The sequence below is a fragment of the Streptomyces purpurascens genome (assembly GCF_045040895.1).
Taxonomy (GTDB): domain Bacteria; phylum Actinomycetota; class Actinomycetes; order Streptomycetales; family Streptomycetaceae; genus Streptomyces; species Streptomyces purpurascens.
In genome coordinates this window covers 6,896,956-6,915,942 of sequence record NZ_CP108341.1, presented here as the reverse complement: position 1 = coordinate 6,915,942, position 18,987 = coordinate 6,896,956, and the positions used below count along the sequence as shown (strand labels likewise).

15 protein-coding genes are annotated in these 18,987 nt (G+C 70.8%); 5 read left to right on the top strand and 10 right to left on the bottom strand.

The features are described 5' to 3' along the window. The first annotated feature begins 38 nt into the window (after window positions 1-38). From OHU35_RS31570 to OHU35_RS31555, 4 genes are all read left to right on the top strand, one after another. Window positions 39-1,295, top strand: a complete 1,257-nt coding sequence (locus tag OHU35_RS31570) for a citrate synthase (protein ID WP_189721815.1) — start codon at window positions 39-41, stop codon at window positions 1,293-1,295. A 53-nt stretch (window positions 1,296-1,348) separates the two neighbouring features. Beyond that, window positions 1,349-2,293: a sucrase ferredoxin gene (locus OHU35_RS31565; protein WP_405507671.1), complete on the top strand. Its 945-nt coding sequence runs from the start codon at window positions 1,349-1,351 to the stop codon at window positions 2,291-2,293. A 135-nt stretch (window positions 2,294-2,428) separates the two neighbouring features. Continuing rightward, entirely contained in the window at window positions 2,429-4,099 is a 1,671-nt protein-coding gene (locus OHU35_RS31560) for a sensor histidine kinase (protein ID WP_359888913.1), read from the top strand. Continuing rightward, window positions 4,099-4,779 carry a response regulator gene (locus OHU35_RS31555; protein WP_189721818.1) on the top strand — a complete coding sequence of 227 codons (681 nt, stop codon included), beginning with the start codon at window positions 4,099-4,101 and terminating at the stop codon, window positions 4,777-4,779. The genes OHU35_RS31560 and OHU35_RS31555 overlap by 1 nt, the downstream gene beginning before the upstream one ends. A gap of 36 nt (window positions 4,780-4,815) precedes the next feature. Here the strand turns inward: OHU35_RS31555 and OHU35_RS31550 are convergent, their stop codons facing one another. The 6 genes from OHU35_RS31550 to OHU35_RS31525 form a co-directional block, all read right to left on the bottom strand. Then, entirely contained in the window at window positions 4,816-6,408 is a 1,593-nt protein-coding gene (locus OHU35_RS31550) for a cation acetate symporter (protein ID WP_405507670.1), read from the bottom strand. Further along, window positions 6,405-6,965, bottom strand: a complete 561-nt coding sequence (locus tag OHU35_RS31545; RefSeq protein WP_405507668.1) for a DUF485 domain-containing protein — start codon at window positions 6,963-6,965, stop codon at window positions 6,405-6,407. Before OHU35_RS31545 ends, OHU35_RS31550 begins: the two co-directional genes overlap by 4 nt. Before the next feature lie 69 nt (window positions 6,966-7,034). Beyond that, on the bottom strand, window positions 7,035-7,712 hold the full coding sequence (locus OHU35_RS31540) for a response regulator transcription factor (protein WP_189721821.1): 678 nt from the start codon (window positions 7,710-7,712) through the stop codon (window positions 7,035-7,037). Next, the gene (locus OHU35_RS31535; protein WP_189721822.1) at window positions 7,709-8,860 is read right to left on the bottom strand and encodes a sensor histidine kinase; all 1,152 of its coding nucleotides are present in this window, start codon (window positions 8,858-8,860) and stop codon (window positions 7,709-7,711) included. The genes OHU35_RS31540 and OHU35_RS31535 overlap by 4 nt, the downstream gene beginning before the upstream one ends. Then, complete coding sequence (locus tag OHU35_RS31530) at window positions 8,857-9,378, bottom strand: DUF1453 domain-containing protein (protein WP_405507666.1); 522 nt, start codon at window positions 9,376-9,378, stop codon at window positions 8,857-8,859. Before OHU35_RS31530 ends, OHU35_RS31535 begins: the two co-directional genes overlap by 4 nt. A gap of 299 nt (window positions 9,379-9,677) precedes the next feature. After that, on the bottom strand, window positions 9,678-11,801 hold the full coding sequence (locus OHU35_RS31525; RefSeq protein ID WP_189721824.1) for a type IIA DNA topoisomerase subunit B: 2,124 nt from the start codon (window positions 11,799-11,801) through the stop codon (window positions 9,678-9,680). Between the two features lie 441 nt (window positions 11,802-12,242). Here OHU35_RS31525 and OHU35_RS31520 point away from each other — a divergent pair, with 441 nt between their 5' ends. Continuing rightward, window positions 12,243-12,473 (top strand): hypothetical protein, encoded by a 231-nt coding sequence (locus OHU35_RS31520; RefSeq protein WP_184589764.1) that lies wholly within the window; start codon window positions 12,243-12,245, stop codon window positions 12,471-12,473. A gap of 135 nt (window positions 12,474-12,608) precedes the next feature. On the opposite strand, the gene OHU35_RS31515 is transcribed toward OHU35_RS31520, so the two are convergent. From OHU35_RS31515 to OHU35_RS31500, 4 genes are all read right to left on the bottom strand, one after another. After that, window positions 12,609-13,445, bottom strand: coding sequence for a S1 family serine peptidase (locus OHU35_RS31515; RefSeq protein ID WP_405507665.1), 837 nt, complete (start codon window positions 13,443-13,445; stop codon window positions 12,609-12,611). A gap of 140 nt (window positions 13,446-13,585) precedes the next feature. Further along, on the bottom strand, window positions 13,586-15,127 hold the full coding sequence (locus OHU35_RS31510) for an RNA polymerase sigma factor (RefSeq protein WP_359888929.1): 1,542 nt from the start codon (window positions 15,125-15,127) through the stop codon (window positions 13,586-13,588). Between the two features lie 429 nt (window positions 15,128-15,556). Then, window positions 15,557-16,444: a FadR/GntR family transcriptional regulator gene (locus OHU35_RS31505; protein WP_189721827.1), complete on the bottom strand. Its 888-nt coding sequence runs from the start codon at window positions 16,442-16,444 to the stop codon at window positions 15,557-15,559. A gap of 161 nt (window positions 16,445-16,605) precedes the next feature. Then, a complete protein-coding gene (locus OHU35_RS31500; protein WP_405507663.1) occupies window positions 16,606-18,966 on the bottom strand; it encodes an ATP-binding cassette domain-containing protein in 2,361 nt (786 codons plus the stop codon). Between the last annotated feature and the right edge of the window lie 21 nt (window positions 18,967-18,987).

The following is an 18,987-nucleotide window of genomic DNA, read 5'->3' as shown; positions in this document are numbered from 1 at the left end:
ATCAATCAATGGGCCGCTAGGCGGATACGGTGACCCCCATGCGCGATCAAGAACCCGTCCCCCGCGACGCGGACAGGCGGCTGAGCACCAAGGAGGCCGCCGAGCTGCTCGGTGTGAAGCCGGAGACCGTGTACGCGTATGTGAGCCGCGGTCAGCTCAGCAGCCGGCGGGTGACCGGCGGCCGGGGCAGCACCTTCGACGCCGGGGAGGTCGAGGCGCTCGCCCGGCGCAGCAGGCGGGAGAGTGCGGGCGGTTCCGGATCGGGCGGTGAGCTGTCCGTACGGACCCGCATCACGCTCATCGAGAGCGACCGCTACTACTTCCGCGGTGTGGACGCCGTGGACCTGGCAGCACGGCACACGTACGAGGAGGTCGCCGAGTGGCTGTGGACCGGCCGGATGCACCCGGGCGGCACGTTCACCGCGCCCCCCGCCTCTGTGGCCGTGGCCCGCCGCGCCGTCGACGCACTGCCCGAGCACGCCGCGCCCACCGATCTGCTGCGCGTCGCGACGATCGCCGCCGCGACCGCCGACCCGCTGCGGTTCGACCTGTCCGAGGAGGCCGTGCTCGGCACGGCGCGCACGCTCATTCCGACGCTCGTCGCCGCTCTGCCACTCGTGAGGCCCGACCGCCGCGACGAGGGCCCTCTGGCCCACCGCCTGTGGACCCGGCTGTCCGGGCATGATGCCGACGAGGCCTCCCTGCGCGCCCTGGACGCCGCGCTCGCCCTCCTCGTCGACCACGACCTGGCCGCCTCCACGCTCGCGGTGCGCGTCGCCGCGTCGGCCCGTGCCCACGCCTACGCGGCGGTCTCCGCAGGGCTGGGCGTGATCGAGGGTCCGCTGCACGGCGCGGCCAGCGGGCTCGCCCACCGGCTGCTCCTCGACGTGCTCGACCAGGGCGACGCGGCGCCCGTGATCGCGGACGAGCTGCGCGCCGGCCGCCGTATCCCGGGACTCGGCCACCGGCTCTACCCGGGCGAGGACCCACGCGCGCGTGCCCTGTTCACCCTCCTGGAACAGATCCCGCGCGCGGAGCCCGCCCTCCTCGCGGCCCGCGACATCGTCGAGACCACCGCCCGCCACGCCCCGCTGCACGCCAACATCGACCTGGCGCTCGCCGTGCTCACCACGTCCTGCGGCATGCCCTCGACCGCGGGCGAGACGATTTTCGCCGTGGCCCGTACGGCGGGCTGGATCGCTCACGCCCTGGAGGAGTACGGCGAACGCCCGCTGCGCATGCGCCCGAGCGGCCTCTACACGGGTCCGAAGCCGCCTCAGCCACTGCCGGAGTAGGACAGGGCGGGCCCGGACGTCGCCACGGGTTAACTCAGGTTAGGCTCACCTGTGTGAGTACGTGCACGAGCGTCTCCCTGGACTTCGACGAGCCCGTTTCGGCGACCGCGGCCACCGCGAGGACCTGGCTGTTGCTGGAACAGCCCGGTCCGTGGGGTGCCAAGGCGCTCACCTCGAGCCACCTGGACCCCGCGCTGGGCCGTGCCCTGGAGGCGGCCGCGAAGGACACGGGCGTGCGGATCGTGCTCATCCGCCGCCCCGGGCGCCACGCGGACCGCCGTATGCCCGCCTCGCGCCGGGTGTACGCGGCCCACACCGTTCCGGGAAACGTGTGGCTGCACGGCGCCACGACCTCGGACCCGGAGCAGCTGCTCGATCTCGACTTCGCCGCGCTCGGCCGGGGCGACCACCACACGTTCGACGCGGTCCTCGGCGGCCGGCCCCACGACGGTGATCCGCTCGCCCTCGTCTGCACCAACGGCAAGCGGGACCGCTGCTGTGCCCTCCTGGGCCGGCCCCTCGCGGCCGAGCTCGCCACGTCGGGGGTCGAGGGCGTCTGGGAGGTCACCCATCTGGGTGGCCACCGCTTCTCCCCGACGGTGCTCGTGCTGCCGTACGGATACGCGTACGGCCGGGCCGAGGCCCACACCCTCAAGGAGGTCCTGCACGGCGCCGGGGAGGGGCGGATCGTCGTCGAGGGCTGCCGAGGCAGCTCGGCCTGGGAACGGCCCGGTCAGGCGGCCGAGCTCGCCGTGCGTACCGGGACCGGCGAGTATGCCGCGGAGGCGCTGAGCGTCGTACGGATGTCGGGCGCTGCCCCGCGCTGGGAGGTGACCGTCGCCCACACCGACGGGCGCCGCTGGCAGGTAGAGGTGGCCCAGGGGGCTGCTCTGCCGCCCCGCCCGGAGAGCTGCGGCGCGTCCGTCCTCGGTTCGCCCGCGCGGATGGACGTCGTGGCGGTGCGCGAGATGAGGGTGACGACGGCGCTCGCGAGCTGACCGGCCTCCGGGGCGGCACCGTCCCGATCAAGTGTTGATGCCACCTGCGCTCGGTCCCGCCTTCGCAAGCATTGATCAAGAGATCCACGCCACACCCGTTACGGCAGGTAGGCAGCCGCACGTACCGTCTTGGGTATGAGCCCCACTCCCCCCGCCCGCCGCCTGCGCCTCGGCCTCCCGCGGCGGGTGTTCTCGCAGGTGCTGCTGATGCAGGTGGCGATCGCCGCGGGAGTCGCGGTCCTCGCGACCGGGCTGTTCCTCGCGCCTCTGAGCAACCAGCTGGACGACCAGGCGATGCGCCGCGCGCTCGCGATCGCGCAGACGACCGCCCAGCAGCCCGATCTCGCACAGGACCTGAGGGACACCCCTCCCTCCCCGAACGGTCCGGTGCAGCAGGAGGCGGAGCGGATCCGGAAGGCCACCCGGGCCGAGTACATCGTGGTGATGGACTGGCGCGGTGTGCGCTGGTCGCACACCGACAAGAAGCAGATCGGCGGCATCGTCTCGACCGACCCCGGCCAGGCTCTGGCCGGCAAGGAGGTCATGGAGATCGACAGTGGCACCCTGGGCCGCTCCGCCCGGGGCAAGGTGCCGCTGCGCGACAGCGACGGCTCCGTCGTCGGCGCCGTCTCGGTCGGCATCGCCTACGACAGCGTCCGGGCGCGGCTGATCCACGCGATCCCGGGGTTGCTCGCTTACGCCGGCGGCGCCCTGGCGGTCGGTGCGATGGCCGCGTGGCTCATCTCCCGGCGGGTCCACAGGCAGACCCGGGACCTGGCCTTCTCCGACATCGCGGCACTCCTGTCGGAACGCGAGGCGATGCTGCACGGCATCAGGGAGGGCGTCGTCGCCCTGGACCGCACCGGCCGCATCCGTCTCCTCAACGACGAGGCGCAGCGGCTGCTGAGCATCGGCGACGCGGCGGTGGGCCGTTCCCCGGACGAGGCGCTGGGCGCGGGCCGCACGTCCGATGTGCTGGCCGGGCGCGTGACCGGCACGGACCTCCTCACCGTGCGCGGCCAGCGCGTGCTGGTCGCCAACCGCATGCCCACCGACGACGGCGGCGCCGTGGCCACCCTGCGCGACCGCACCGAGCTGGAGCAACTGGGCCGCGAACTCGACTCCACCCGTGGTCTGATCGACGCCCTGCGCGCCCAGGACCACGAACACGCCAACCGTATGCACACGCTCCTGGGGCTGCTCGAACTGGAGATGTACGACGACGCCGTCGAGTTCGTCGGCGAAGTCGTCGGTGATCACCGGGCCACCGCGGAGCAGGTCACCGAGCGGATCGAGGACCCGCTGCTCGCCGCCCTGCTGGTCGGCAAGGCGACCGTCGCGGCCGAGCGGGGCGTCGCCCTGTGGGTGTCGGACCGGACCCGGCTGCCCGACCGGCTGATCGACCCTCAGGGGCTCGTGACCGTCGTCGGCAACCTGGTGGACAACGCCCTCGACGCCGTGGCGGGCAAGCCGCACGCGCGCGTGGAGGTCGAACTGCGCGCCGAAGGCCGTACGGCGATCCTCCGGGTGCGCGACACGGGCCCGGGAATCCCGCCGGAGCACCGGGAGTTGATCTTCACCGCGGGATGGTCTACGAAGAAGCCGCCGGCGCACCGCGAGCGGGGCATCGGCCTCTCCCTGGTGCGCAGGCTCGCCGAGCGGCAGGGTGGCAGCGCGACCGTCGACGAGGCGTACGGCGGGGGCGCGGAGTTCACCGTCGTCCTGCCCGAGGCGCTCACCGAGCCGGGCCCCGAACCGGCCCTGACCGTGCCGTCAGCTCCGCAGACCGCCAAGAAGGAGTCGTGATGATCGAGGTCCTGGTCGTGGACGACGACACCAGAGTGGCGCGGGTCAACGCCGCCTACGTCGAGAAGGTGCCGGGCTTCCATGTCGCGGGCGAGGCCCACAGCGCCGCCGAGGCGCTGCTCCAGCTGGAGACGCTGCCCGGGCTGGACCTGGTGCTCCTGGACCACTACCTGCCCGACGAGACGGGGCTGGCGGTCGTCCAGGAGATGCGGCGGCGTGGCCACCAGACCGACGTGATCATGGTGACGGCGGCCCGGGACGTGTCCACCGTGCAGGCGGCGATGCGGCAGGGCGCGCTGCAGTACCTGGTCAAGCCGTTCGCCTTCGCCGGCCTGCGCGCCAAGCTGGAGGCGTACGCGGAGCTGCGCCGCACCCTCGACGGCGGCGGGGAGGCCGAGCAGGCCGAGGTGGACCGCATCTTCGGGGCGCTGTCGACCCCGTCGGAGCCCGATCTGCCCAAAGGGCACTCCCCCACCACCGCGGAGCTGGTCCGTCAGTCCCTGATGCACGCCGACGGGCCCCTGTCCGCCCAGGAGATCGCCGAGCGCACCGGGGTGAGCCGTCAGACCGCCCAGCGCTACCTGAAGCTCCTGGAGCGCACGGGACGGGCCAGGCTGACCCTCAAGTACGGGGACGCGGGCCGCCCGGAACACCGTTACGTGTGGGCGACCCGCGCCTAGTCCGAAGCGGTCCGGCGGGGGGGGAGGGCACCGCCCCTACGCTGCTCCCGCCCCGGTCAGCGAGCGCACCTCGGTCTCCGCGTGCCTGGCCTCGTCCGGGACCTCCGCCGAGGTGACCGTGCCCAGCCAGCCCGCGAGGAAGCCCAGCGGGATCGAGACCAGGCCCGGGTTCTGCAACGGGAAGCACTGGAGGTCGACGGCCGGGAACAGCGAGTCCGGGCTGCCCGAGACCACGGGTGACAGCACCACGAGCACCACGGCCGGAACGAGACCGCCGTAGACGGCCCACACGGCGCCACGTGTCGTGAAGCCGCGCCAGAACAGGGAGTAGAGCAGCACCGGAAGGTTCGCCGACGCGGCGACGGCGAAGGCGAGACCCACCAGGAACGCCACGTTGAGATCCCGCGCCAGCAGACCGAGGGCGATCGCCACCAGGCCCACTCCGACGGCCGCGACGCGGGCCACCGCCACCTCACTGCGCGGCTTGGCGCCCGGGCGCAGCAAGGACGCGTACAGGTCGTGGGCCACCGAGGCCGAGGACGCGAGCGTGATCCCGGCGACCACGGCGAGGATGGTGGCGAACGCCACCGCGGCGACGATCGCGAAGAGAACCGTTCCCCCCGTGGACCCGGCACCGCCGCCCAGATCGAGCGCCAGCAGCGGAACCGCCGTGTTCCCGGCCGCGTTCGACCCGCGTACGGCGGCCGGCCCCACGATGGCGGCGGCGCCGAAGCCGAGCACGATCGTCATCAGGTAGAAGCCGCCGATGAGTCCGACCGCCCAAACGACCGAGCGGCGTGCGGCGCGCGCGGTGGGCACCGTGTAGAAACGGGACAGGATGTGCGGCAGCCCGGCCGTACCCAGCACCAGGGCCAGTCCCAGACTGATGAAGTCGAAGCGAGCGGTCCAGTCCCCGCCGTACTTCAGCCCGGGCGCCAGGAACGCCTCCCCGTGCCCGCTGCGCTCGGCCGCCGTGAGCAGCAGCCGGTCCAGGTCGCCGTGGAATCGCATCAGGACGAGCACCGTCAGCGCGATGGTGCCGCCGAGCAGCAGAACGGCCTTGACGATCTGAATCCACGTGGTCGCCCGCATCCCTCCCAACGAGACATAGATCACCATGAGCGCGCCCACACCGATGACCGTCCAGGCCCGCGCCGCCTCGCTCGTACCCCCCAGCAGCAGCGCCACCAGGCTGCCCGCGCCGACCATCTGCGCCACCAGATACAGAACGGACACGGTGACCGAGGAGGTTCCCGCCGCGATGCGTACCGGCCGCTCCCTCATCCGCGCCGCCACGACATCGGCGAGTGTGAACCGGCCGCAGTTGCGCACCAGTTCGGCGACGAGGAACAGCACCACCAGCCAGGCCACGAGGAACCCGACGACATAGAGCAACCCGTCGTAGCCGAACAGCGCGATGAGCCCGGTGACCCCCAGGAAGGAGGCCGCCGACATGTAGTCGCCGGCGAGGGCAAAACCATTCTCCATGGGCGAGAAGAGCCGCCCGCCCGCGTAGAACTCCTCCGCCGAACCACGCCGTTTACGACTCACCCACGTCGTGATCGCCAGCGTGACCGCGACGAACGCGCTGAACAACAGCAGCGCCAGCGTCTGGTGTTCCCCGGTCACGAGACACCGCCGTTCGCGCCGCGCGTCAGTTCCTGTGTGTCCCAGCGCAGTTCCAGCGCCGCCCGGTCCCTGCGCAGCCGCGCGTGCCGGGCGTACGCCCAGGTGAGCAGGAACGTGGTCAGAAACTGCCCGAGCCCCGCGGCCATCGCCACGTTGACCGCTCCCGCCACGGGCCGGGCCATCAGCTCCGGCGCGGTCGTGGCAGCAACGACGTAACCCACGTACCAGGCGAAGAAGGCCACGAAGGCCGGCACCACGAACCTCCGGTACCGCCGCCGCACCTCCTGAAAGGCGGCGCTGCGCTGCACCTCCAGGTACACCTCGCCCGGCGCGGCCCCGGTCTCGCCCTCCCCTCGCGCCGACGGCACCACCGCCGGAGCGGGCACTCCGGCACCGGCCGACTCGCCCCAGCCGGAGGCGAGGGCGTCGTACCAGGGGTCGTCGTACCTGAGGTTCCCGGCCTCTTCGGCCGGGACCGGGTCATGAGCGTCGAGAGACTCGACCCAACTTTCCTTACCGGCCCCGCTTCCGCGGGGACGGCCCTTGCTTGGCTGCATGCCCAAGGATGGACAGAACGGGAAGATCCCCGACTCTTCTTCCCTTGTCTCTTCACCCCTTCAGGTGACTCAACCCGCTGGTGGCCGCACCAGACCCTTGCGATAGGCGTAACGCACCGCCTGGACACGGTCCTTGATCCCCGCCTTGGCGAAGAGGTTGTTGATATGGGTCTTCACGGTCGCGGTGGAGACATGCAGTCTGCGGCCGATCTCCTGGTTGCTGAGCCCGTCGGCGATGAGGACCAGCACCTCCGTCTCCCGCACGGTGAGCCCGTCCGGAATCTCAGCAGGCGCCGCCGGCCTCGGCTCCGCCAGGCGCTCCAGCAGCCGCCTCTGGATGCTCGGCGAGAGCCCCGCCTGCCCGGACAGCACGCTGTGCACGGCCCGCACGATCTCGTCTCCGCCCGCGTCCTTGGTGAGATAGCCGCGCGCTCCGGCAGCCAGTGCAGGGAACAGGGACTCGTCGTCCGCGTACGTCGTGAGCACCACGACCTGCGTCCCGGGGTGCTGCGCGCGGATCCTGCGGGTGGCCTCCACTCCGTCGCAGCGGGGCATGCGCAGATCCATCAGCACCACGTCCGGGGCCAGTTCGGCGACGAGCCTCACCGCCTCCTCACCGTCTCCGGCGGCGCCGACCACCTCGATCCCGGGCAGCAGACCGAGCAGCATCACGATGCCCTCCCGCACCACGGTCTGGTCGTCCACGACCACCACCCGAGCGGGCTTCCGCTCGGCCTCCTGCGTCATACCGGCACCTTCAACGTCACCACGAACCCCTCCTCGCCCGGCCCGGCCTCGAGCGAGCCGCCCAGCAGCTCGGCCCGCTCCCGCATGCCCAGCAGACCGTACCCGGCGCCCGTCCAGGTCAGGTCGCCCGGCGAGCCGCCCGAGTCCCGTACGTCGAGGGTCACTTCGTGCGGACGGTAGTCGAGCCGCAGGCGCACCTTGGCGCCCCGAGCGTGCTTGCGGACGTTCGTCAGAGCCTCCTGGGCGGCTCTGCGCACGGTCTGCGAAGCCTCGGCCGGCAGCGCCCTGCGTTCACCCGTGATGGTGATCTCGGCGCCGTCGGCCGAACCCACCAACTGATTCAGGAAGTCCTCCAGCGGGGTCAGCTCCCCACGCAGGGCCGAGAGCGCCTGCCGGGTCTCGGAGAGTCCGCCCCGCGCCATCTCGCGTGCCGCCACCACTCGTTCGAGCACCTGCTCCCGTTCCCCTCCTCGCTCGATCAGCAGCCGGGCTGCCTCCAGGTGCACGAGCTGGGCCGAGAGGCTGTGTGCCAGCACGTCGTGGATCTCCCGCGCCAGGCGGGCCCGCTCCGCGAGCGCGGCCGTCTGCGCCTCGGCGGCGCGTGCGGCCCGCTCCTGTGCGAGCAGCCGCTGGGCGCTGCCACGGGCCTCGGCGTCGAGACGCAGCGTGTATCCGGCGAGGGCGATGCCGAGTCCGGTGACCACGGCCGTCAATATGTCGTCGTTGTTGACGGCCCCGTACGAACCAAGTGCCACGCCGGCTGCGGCGAGGGCGACCGCCGGAGGAAGCCGCTCCAGTGCCGAGACGGCGCACCCGCACCACATGACCAGTGCCGCCACCTCGAACCCCGACAGATGGGCCGCGACGGCAAGACCCTGGAGCAGCGCGAGCGATGCCAACGACGGCCACAGGCGGTGCTGGAGTGTGGTCCGGAAGAAGGCCCAGGCGAGCAGTGCCGCCAGCAGCACTCCGCCGACGCCGGCAGCCGCCCTCCAGCCGCCCGCATGGCCGTCGTTGAAGGCACCCCACAGCAACAGGCCGAGGACCAGGGCCCTCACCGTCCAGGCCAGCATGCAGCGGGAGCGTGAGATTCCCTCGCGGCTGAGCGCCTCCCGGGAAGGCCAGCGCGTCCAGGCGTTCTCCTTCACACCCGCTCCTTCCCCGCAGGTCGGGCCGTACTTTCACGGTACGCCCCGCTCCTGTTCGAGGCAGGGCGCGACTGACCGCGCCAGGCCAGGATTCCGGCTCGGACGAGGAGGGTTCCGGCCAGGCCCAACAGCAGGGCCGAGCTGTCCTGGTGAACGCCCACCGCGGCACCGAGCGCGAAGAGGCCGACACGCAGTCCGATGCCGACGCCCCAGACGGCGGCGCTCGCCATGCTGCCTTTGCTCCACACGGTGCCGTCCTGCTCTGCCCATATGCGGGTGGTCCAGGCCCAGCCGGCTCCGGTGGCCAGGCCGACGAGCAGTTCCGCGCCGAGCAGAAGCACCGAGGCCGTGTGGTGATGCGGATCGAGTATTCCGGGCTCGCGCAGCGCGACGACGGCCAGGATCGCGGGCAGGAGCCACCAGCGGCGCTCGCTGTCGATCCGGCTCGCGCGGAACTGACGGGCGATCACCACGACGGCAACGGCCACGATCACCAACGCGTCGGCGAGCCCGGACATCACGACCTCCGTGAGCGAGAAGGGGGTTGCCGGCAGCGGGTGCCACCGACGCCTTCGACGCTACGGAAATCGCCAGGTCACAGGATCGGAGCCAGGGTGGATCACGGGTGGATCCCAGACCGGGCATCTCTCCACCCACGGGTGGAGAGACACCTCGGGCAAGGCCGGGGGCGGGTCCGGACGCCTCATGAGGACATCGCTGTGCCGCACCTGAACCAGGGCGGCACAGCGATGTCCACGAGCGGTTCACGGCGGTCACCGACGCCCCGCCCCTGCCCGGCCACAGCCCGGCGCAGCGGCTACGCGTCGATCCGCGACCGGTCCAGTGTCGCCGCCGAGTTGGAGATGAACTCCTTGCGCGGCGCGACGTCGTTGCCCATCAGCAGGTCGAAGACCTGCTCGGCCGACTCCAGGTCGGAGAGGTTGATCCGGCGCAGCGTGCGGTGCCGCGGGTCCATGGTCGTCTCGGCCAGCTGGTCGGCGTCCATCTCTCCGAGACCCTTGTATCGCTGGATCGAGTCCTTGTAGCGGATGCCCTTGCTCTGGAACTCCATGAGCTTGTCGCGCAGTTCCCGGTCCGAGTACGTGTAGACGTACTTGTCCTGGCCCTTCTTCGGCTGGACGATCTCGATGCGGTGCAGCGGCGGCACCGCCGCGAAGACGCGGCCGGCCTCAACCATGGGCCTCATGTAGCGGTGGAACAGGGTCAGGAGCAGGGTGCGGATGTGCGAGCCGTCGACGTCGGCGTCGGTCATCATGATGATCTTGCCGTAGCGAGCCGTGTCGATGTCGAAGGTCCGGCCCGATCCGGCTCCTATGACCTGGATGATCGCGCCGCACTCGGCGTTCTTCAGCATGTCCGTCACGGACGACTTCTGAACGTTGAGGATCTTGCCCCGGATCGGCAGCAGCGCCTGGAACTCGGAGTTCCGGGCGAGCTTCGCCGTACCGAGCGCGGAGTCGCCCTCGACGATGAACAGTTCACTGCGGTCGACGTCGTCACTGCGGCAGTCGGCGAGCTTGGCCGGCAGCGAGGAGGACTCCAGGGCCGTCTTGCGCCGCTGCGCGTCCTTGTGCTGACGGGCGGCGATGCGCGTACGGGCCGCGGCGACAGCCTTCTCCAGCACGACACGGGCCTGCTGCGCCGCGTCCCGCTTTGTGGAGGTCAGGAACGCCTTGAGCTCCTTGACGACCACGTTGTTCACGATCCGGCGGGCCGCCGAGGTGCCGAGCACCTCCTTGGTCTGGCCCTCGAACTGTGGCTCGGCGAGGCGCACCGTGACGACCGCTGTGAGGCCTTCCAGGGCGTCGTCCTTGACGATGTCGTCCTCGGCGACGCGCAGGAGCTTCTTGGTACGCAGCACCTCGTTCATCGTCTTGGCGACGGCCTGCTCGAAACCGGCGACGTGCGTACCGCCCTTGGGGGTGGCGATGATGTTCACGAACGACTTGAGCGTCGTGTCATATCCCGTGCCCCAGCGCAGCGCGACGTCGACGCCGAGCTCGCGAGTGACCTCGGTGGGCGTCATCTGGCCGTGGTCGTCCAGGACGGGGACCGTCTCCTTGAAGGTGCCCTGTCCGGAGAAGCGGAGGACGTCGCAGACCGGCTTGTCGTTGGCCAGGTACTCGCAGAACTCGCTGATTCCGCCGTCGAAGCGGAAGGACTCCTCGCCCTTGCTGCCGCCCTCGCCGAGCCCGTACTCGTCGCGCACGACGATGGTCAGGCCGGGCACCAGGAACGCGGTCTGGCGGGCGCGCTGGTGCAGCGTCTCCAGGGCGAGCTTGGCGTCCTTGAGGAAGATCTGGCGGTCGGCCCAGTACCGCACGCGCGTGCCGGTGCGGCTCTTCGGGATCTTCTTGGCCTTGCGCAGCCCGCCCTTGGCCTCGAACTTGGCGTCGGGGCCGTTCCCGGCGAAAGCGCCCGGGACGCCGCGCCGGAAGCTGATGGCGTGGGTGTGCCCGTTGCGGTCCACCTCGATGTCCAGGCGGGCGGAGAGGGCGTTCACCACGGAAGCGCCGACGCCGTGCAGGCCGCCGGAGGCGGCGTACGAGCCGCCGCCGAACTTGCCGCCGGCGTGCAGCTTGGTCATGACGACCTCGACACCGGAGAGGCCGGTCTTGGGCTCGACGTCGACCGGGATGCCCCGGCCGTTGTCCCGGACCTCGACGGATCCGTCGTCCTGGAGGATGACCTCGATGTGGTCGCAGTAGTTGCCCAGGGCCTCGTCGACGGAGTTGTCGATGATCTCCCAGAGGCAGTGCATGAGACCGCGGCTGTCGGTCGACCCGATATACATGCCCGGGCGCTTGCGCACGGCTTCGAGCCCCTCAAGGACGAGCAGGTGCCGCGCGGTGTAGTTGGATCCGTCCCGGTCTGCTCCTGCCAGCAGAGCTGTGGACGGCACGGACGTTTCGGCGGTCACGCGGTTCGCTCCTCGCTGAATTTCAGATGGGGCCCTCGTGGGTAAGGGCGCGGCTTCAGTCACCGGTGAGAGGGTACCGAGGCCTGGTAGAGCCGTTGTAACGCCACCCTCGTCAGAGACTCAGACTAGTCCAGGCTCGCATGCGTGTTCGATCCCTCGATGGAGTGAAGTACACATCACGTTCCCTTCCAGGCATGAACCATTTAGGCTCCGGGCACGTCCTCATGAACAACCGGCAACCCAGCCGGGAGGACCGACCACCGATACAACGCGAAGCCCCGTAAGACACATAGACACGCAATACGGCACATTCGCCGCCAACCGGCAGCAGACAGCCGCCTCGCAAGATTTTTTCGAGGAAAAGCCACGAGCGGGAACGTTTTATGGCTGGTTGGATGTTGACCCTGGTACGACAGCTCGTCGAGCTAGAGAAGAGGCGACGTGACTACTGTTCTGACCCCCGCGAGCCCGTTGACGGCCGCTGATCGCTGCGACCGCTGCGGCGCCCAGGCGTACCTGCGCGTCGTCCTGCTCAGCGGCGGAGAACTGCTCTTCTGCGCCCACCACGGTCGCAAGTTCGAGCCGGAACTCAAGAAGATCGCCGCTGAGATACAGGACGAGACGGAGCGGCTCACGACCGTTCCCGCGACCGCCTCCGAAGAAGAGCGCTGACACCTCGCGTTCCGACGACGAGCCAGCCCGGCACAGGCCGGTGAATGGGCGGCTGCCTCTGAGAGCAGAGGCAGCCGCCCGTCCTCGTCTCCACAAGCCCACCCAGGCTCCGCCGGACGCCCTTCGAGTCTCGTCTCACCCCCGTGTCCAGCCGAGCGTCCGCACGATGTCGGACACACGCATGTACACCCCGGGGCTGCCGGCCCGCCCACAGCCGATCCCCCAGGACACGAGCCCGATCAACCGCCCCCGGGCCACCAGCGGCCCTCCGCTGTCGCCCTGGCAGGCATCCCGGCCCCCCTCCCTCTCCCCCGCGCAGAGCATGCTCTCGGCTTCGTACGTGCCGTCGGATCCGCCCGGATAGGCGTCCTCGCAGAGCTCGTCGGAGAGCACGCGCACACGCGCGGCGCGCAGACTGTTCGGATACTCGCCGGCACCTGAGGTGTCGCCCCACCCGTACACCGTCGCAGTCCCGCCCACCGCGTAGGCGGGATCACCGTCGGCCGCCATACCGATGACCGAGCCGGCAGGCAGAGGTTCGGCCAGGGTGAGTACGGCGTAGTCCCCGAAGTTGCTGACACCGTCGTACGCCGGGTTCACCCAGGAACGCCGCACGGCGATCTCCCGGCCGCCGCGGTCCGAGAGCAGGTCTGTGCGACCCGCTATGACCTTGAGGTCACGCACGCGCTCCGGCGCTACGCCCAAGACCTCCTTGTCCAGACAGTGGGCGGCGGTGAGCACCGTGCTGCGTCCGACCGCCACGCCCCCGCAGAACTGCCCCGCACGCCTACCTCCGAACCGGTCACGGCTGGACAGGGCGACCGCCCACGGGCTCTCGGACACTTCGACAGGGAAACCGCCTATGACCACGCTGTCGGCGGCCACAGGGGCGCTGGAGGCCACTGATATGGCGACTGCCGCGGCTGCCAGGACCAGCGGTCGGGCCAGGGCCCGGGCAAGGCGACCACGCATACGCACTCCTCACTCCGTGGTGTTCACTGAGCACCCAGAGTGATCCACCCTGCGCCGCGCCGCACCCCCGGGGAGACATGGCACGGCGAAGGCCCGGTCCCCTCAGGGAGACCGGGCCTTCCGCGTCGTACGACCGGCGACTAGTCGAGGTAGTCGCGCAGCACCTGCGAACGGGACGGGTGGCGCAGCTTCGACATGGTCTTGGACTCGATCTGGCGGATCCGCTCGCGCGTGACGCCGTAGACCTTGCCGATCTCGTCGAGGGTCTTCGGCTGACCGTCGGTGAGACCGAAGCGCATGGAGACGACGCCCGCCTCGCGCTCGGACAGCGTGTCCAGAACGGAGTGCAGCTGCTCCTGGAGGAGGGTGAAGCTGACCGCGTCGGCCGGGACGACCGCCTCGGAGTCCTCGATGAGGTCACCGAACTCGCTGTCGCCGTCCTCGCCCAGCGGGGTGTGCAGAGAGATGGGCTCGCGGCCGTACTTCTGGACCTCGATGACCTTCTCCGGGGTCATGTCGAGTTCCTTGGCCAGCTCCTCCGGGGTGGGCTCGCGGCCCAGGTCCTGGAGCATCTGGCGCTGGACGCGCGCGAGCTTGTTGATGACCTCGACCATGTGCACCGGGATACGGATGGTGCGGGCCTGGTCAGCCATGGCGCGGGTGATCGCCTGACGGATCCACCAGGTGGCGTACGTGGAGAACTTGTAGCCCTTGGTGTAGTCGAACTTCTCCACCGCGCGGATCAGACCGAGGTTGCCCTCCTGGATGAGGTCCAGGAAGAGCATGCCGCGGCCGGTGTAGCGCTTGGCCAGGGAGACCACCAGACGGAGGTTGGCCTCCAGGAGGTGGTTCTTGGCGCGGCGGCCGTCCTCGGCGATGATCTCCAGCTCGCGCTTGAGCTTGGGGGCGAGCTTGTCGGCGTTGGCCAGCTTGTCCTCGGCGAACAGACCGGCCTCGATGCGCTTGGCGAGCTCGACCTCCTGCTCGGCGTTGAGCAGCGGGACCTTGCCGATCTGCTTGAGGTAGTCCTTGACCGGGTCGGCGGTGGCGCCGGCTGCGGCGACCTGCTGGGCGGGCGCGTCGTCCTCGTCCTCGTCGGACAGCACGAAGCCCGCGTTCTCCGGCGTGCCCTCGGGCTCCTCACCGGCCTTGCCGGGGGCTGCCTCCTCGAGCACCTCCTCTTCGAGGAGTTCCGCGTCGTCCTTCTTGGCGCTGGTCTTCTTGGCCGCCGTCTTCTTGGCGACGGTCTTCTTCGCGGCCGCCTTCTTGGCGGTCGTCTTCTTGGCGGCTGCCTTCTTGGCGGGCGCCTCGTCCTCGACGGCGGGCTCGGCGGCGGGCGCCGTCGGCGTGGCGGTGGCGGTGGCCTTCCTGGTGGTCACCGCCTTGGCCGCGACCGTCTTGGTGGCGGTGCGCTTGGCGGGACTCTTCGCTGCGACGCTCTTTCGGGTGCGCTTGGGCTCTGCGGCACTGACCATCAGCGTCACACCCTCTTCCTCGAGGATCTGGTTGAGGCTGCGCAGTACGTTCTTCCACTGAGTGGCCGGAATCTGGTCAGCTTCGAAGGCCCGACGCACGTCATCGCCGGCGATCTGCCCCTCAGCCTTTCCCCGCTCAATGAGCGCCATGACAGAGACGGACTCGGCGATCTCCGGCGGGAGCGTACGGGATGTGCTGGCCGACACGAACAACCTCTCGGAACGTTGGAAAACGGCTTCCGGCCCCGTCCATAGTGGACAGGAGCCGACCGCCGGCTTGGGGATGGGCCGACGGCGCGGGCGGGGGCCGGGAAGATGCACAGCGCCGTGAACGGCGCCCGTATTCCCTCCGCGGCTGTCACCTCTTAGGTCATCGCGTTCTTCCCGCGAGCGTTACGCCCAATCCGCGTGGCCCGAGTCACACCCCGTAAGCGAATAAAAACGGTCAGATACGGATAGAAGCTGTCACTCCTGGACGTGACCTTACCGCTGCGGCGGATGGGCGGCCCCCTTCGCGCCGTCGGACCCCGCAGGATCGCCAAGGATCCTGCGGGGTCCGACGGGAGGCGGTTCATCGATCGGGCGCTACCACAGGAGGGGGGTGGCACACCCGACCGCGCCGCCCGCGGAACGCGGTCAGTGCTCGCGCGGGGCGGGCACTACCCGTTCCACCTCGGGGTGGACCGTGAGGAGTTGGCGCATCGCCGTCTCGGCCGCGGCTCCGTCACCGGCGGCGAGGGCGTCACAGATGCGGCCGTGGTGCGCCAGCGACGCCTCGTTCGGCCGGTCACAGCCCGTGACCGGACCGCCCGAGACCTGGAGGGCCGAGGACACGATTCCCGAGAGGTGCTCCAGCATGCGGTTGCCCGCGACCTGGATGAGCAGCGAGTGGAACTCGGAATCGGCGCGGGAGAACGTGAGCGCGTCCCCCTGGGCCATCGCGTGCCCCATGATCTCGACCATGTCGACCAGGCGCTGCTGGACGTCCTCGCGCCCGTGGCCGGCGGCGAGGCGGGCGGCGAGCGGCTCGATCGTCCACCGCAGCTCGCTCAGCTCGCGGCGCTGGTCGTCACGCTGCGGCCCGAAGGCCCGCCACTCGATGATGTCCGGATCCAGGAGGTTCCAGTCGCTGACCGGGCGCACACGCGTGCCGACGTTCGGGCGGGCGCTCACCAGACCCTTGGCTTCCAGGACGCGGAGCGACTCGCGGACGACGGTGCGGGAGACCTCGAAGCGCTGGCCGATCTCCTCGGGCACCAGCGGGCGGTCGGCGCCCAGGTCGCCGGAGACGATCATCTGACCCAGCTGCTGGACGAGTTGGCCGTGCAGCCCGCGTCCGCGGCTGCCCGCGGCGCGTCGGCCCACACGGCCCAGCTCGGGGTCCGCGCCGTCCCAGGCAGAGACCCCGACGCGGTCGACGGCGGGCGCCTCGGCGTACGGGTAGCGGTCGAGTTCGCCCGGGCTCGCGAGGCCGGAGTCAGCGGAGCGGGCGGCGGTCATCATGGTGTGCGCAAGGGTACTCACGCATCCTTTGTCGGCGCCCTCTCCAACTCCCTTGAGGTCTTTGGTGAAAAGCACACGAAAGGGTGATCGCTCACCCCGTCGCAATTGACGCCTTATCGGAAAGAAATGGGCGTTCTGAGGGGAGTTGTGCGCATGGCTGGACGGGGGGTTACGGACAGTCGTCAGCGGAACCTGCTCCGCAGCGTGGCGAGCAGGTACGCGCAGAGCAGCGCGGTCAGCGACAACGTCATTGCGCCGCCGACGGGTTGGGACAGCACCCCGAGCGCGGCTTCCAGGTAACGCTCTCCCCCGAAGGGCCACCGCGGTACGAGGACCTCTCGCAGCCGCATGGGCAGTCCGGCCGCGGTTCGAACGGACGGTCCGTCCAGGACCTTGTGCACGACGGGTACGACGAGGAGGGGTACGGCAGCCACCGCGGCGAGGCCTGCCGTAGTGGACCGGAAGACTCCGGCGGCCAGTACTCCCGCCCAGGCACAACCGATGACGAGACCGATCCAACTCGCACTCAACGGCAGCCAGTCGGCGGGAACCTGCGCGAGCTCCCGTCCGTAGACGAGATAGAGCACCTCGGTGTCGCAGCCGACGGTGAGGACGGCCAGCAGCAGCGCGGTGGCCGAGGCGACGAGCAGTTTGGCGGCCAGCAGCCCCAGCCGGCGGGGCACGGTGCCGCGGTCCGCGGCCAGGGCGGGGTGGCGGAACTCGTCACCGAAGGCCAGCGCGCCGAGCAGTCCCGCGCCGAGCGCCGCGGGCGGCAGGGGCAGCTCCCGCGGCCACGCGGCCAGCAGGCGCGGCTGCGGGGTATGCCCGATACGGGCGAGCACGACGGCAGTCACGGCGGACACCACGAGCACAACGGCCCCGGTGAGAAAGCCGGTGCCGATCCCGGCCGCACGGCGGATCTCGTAGCGAAGGGGGCGGAGCGGACTGGGGGCGGGGCGGACGGAGATGGGAGGCGGCAGAGGGGGCAGTGCGTCGAGGGCGCGAGCCAAGCGGGCTTCAACGGGGTGCGGCGCAGGTCGCGGGGAGGGGGCGATCGCCTCCTCTTGGGGAGGGGCGGCGGCATTGCTCGGGTGGCAGGCCGCGGGCACCTCTGGGCGCTCCTGCGGCTCGGCGACGGGCTGCGCATGGCCGGACGCGGGCCGCGGCTCGCCGGCGGCTGGTTCCGGTGCGTCAGCGGCAGACTTCAGCTCGAGGGTGGGGCGCAGCTCACGGGAGGGCTGCGCGCGGCCGGACGCGGGCCGCGGCTCGCCAGCGGGTGATTCTGGTACTTCAGCGGCAGGCTTCAGCTCGAGGGTGGGGCGCACCTCAGGGGCGATGGCCAAGGGGTCCGCTGCGGTCGGCGTCGACGCGCCGAGAGAGGGCTCCGGCTCATCGGCCCGGGGCGCGGCGGTCGGCCAGAGGGCGTTGGTGACGTGCCCCGGCTGGGCAGGGACTCGCTCCGGCTCGGCACTGGCGCCCTCCGGCTCGGCTCTGTCATGTTCCGGCTCCACGCTGTCGTGGTCCGGCTCGACGCTGTCATGGTCCGGCTCGACGGCGGAGGCTCGCGCCGTGCCGGCCCGCTGTCGCTCGTCCGCCGGTGGCCCCGATTCGACCAGGCCTTCACTACGCTCGCTGTGCGGCTCACCTGGCTGCACAGCTCCCGCACCGGGGCCCATGTCGCCGATCTCGTCAGCGAGTTGGTGGACGACGATGCCGTGGCGGAACGCGGTCTCCCCGACGTCCGCGCAGGTGCTGCCGTACACGGAGAGGCGGTTGTCGCCCTCTCGTACGACTTCGACGGAGCGCTGCGCGGTGCGCGCCTGTTTGGCCAGGAGAGCCGCCAGACGGGCTGCATGCGGGCTGCGTACGGCCACACGGGGACGCAGGCGGGTGCGCGAGAACTCCGCGGCCTCCTGGTCGGCCACGAGCCTGCCCTGCTCCAGTGTGACGACGCGGTCTGCGGTGCGCGCGGCCTCCTTGGGGTCGGCGGTGGTGAACAGGACCGTGCCACCATGGCCGGCGTGTGCGCGGAGCATGCCGTGCAGCCAGCTGCCCTCGCGGACGGAGAGCCCGTCGGCCGGATCGTCGAGGACGAGCGTGTGTGGGTCGGCCAGCAGGACGCAGGCCAGGCCGAGGCGGCGGTCCATGCCGCGCGAGAGGGCACCGAGGCGTTCGTCGCGCAGGCTCACGAGTCCGACCGCCTCGAGGACTTCGTCAGAGCGCCGGACCGGAACCCCCGCGGCGGCACACAGCATGCGCAGATGACCACGGACCGTGCGGGCCGGGTGCCCCGGTACGTCGCCCAGCAGCACGCCGACCTCGCGCGAGGGATGGGCGATGCGATGCAGCGGGCGGCCCCGGAAGTAGGTGATGCCACGGCCCTGTTGGAGCTCGAGCATGAGCCTGAGGACTGTCGTCTTGCCGGCGCCCGGTGCTCCGAGCAGCGCGGTGACGCGGCCCGCTCGCGCCTCGAAGGAGACGTCGTCGGCCGCGGGCGGAAGCTCTTTGCGAGGGTTGCTGGTCAGTCCGAAGGCCTGGATCACTCACAGCAAGATAGCGCGCTA

What these genes read in the sequence shown, in the direction of transcription:
- OHU35_RS31570 (WP_189721815.1), top strand. Translation starts at nt 39, where the DNA reads ATGCGCGATCAAGAACCCGTCCCCCGCGACGCGGACAGGCGGCTGAGC.
- OHU35_RS31560 (WP_359888913.1), top strand. Translation starts at nt 2,429, where the DNA reads ATGAGCCCCACTCCCCCCGCCCGCCGCCTGCGCCTCGGCCTCCCGCGG.
- OHU35_RS31545 (WP_405507668.1), bottom strand. Translation starts at nt 6,965, where the DNA reads ATGCAGCCAAGCAAGGGCCGTCCCCGCGGAAGCGGGGCCGGTAAGGAA.
- OHU35_RS31540 (WP_189721821.1), bottom strand. Translation starts at nt 7,712, where the DNA reads ATGACGCAGGAGGCCGAGCGGAAGCCCGCTCGGGTGGTGGTCGTGGAC.
- OHU35_RS31515 (WP_405507665.1), bottom strand. Translation starts at nt 13,445, where the DNA reads ATGCGTGGTCGCCTTGCCCGGGCCCTGGCCCGACCGCTGGTCCTGGCA.
- OHU35_RS31530 (WP_405507666.1), bottom strand. Translation starts at nt 9,378, where the DNA reads ATGTCCGGGCTCGCCGACGCGTTGGTGATCGTGGCCGTTGCCGTCGTG.
- OHU35_RS31555 (WP_189721818.1), top strand. Translation starts at nt 4,099, where the DNA reads ATGATCGAGGTCCTGGTCGTGGACGACGACACCAGAGTGGCGCGGGTC.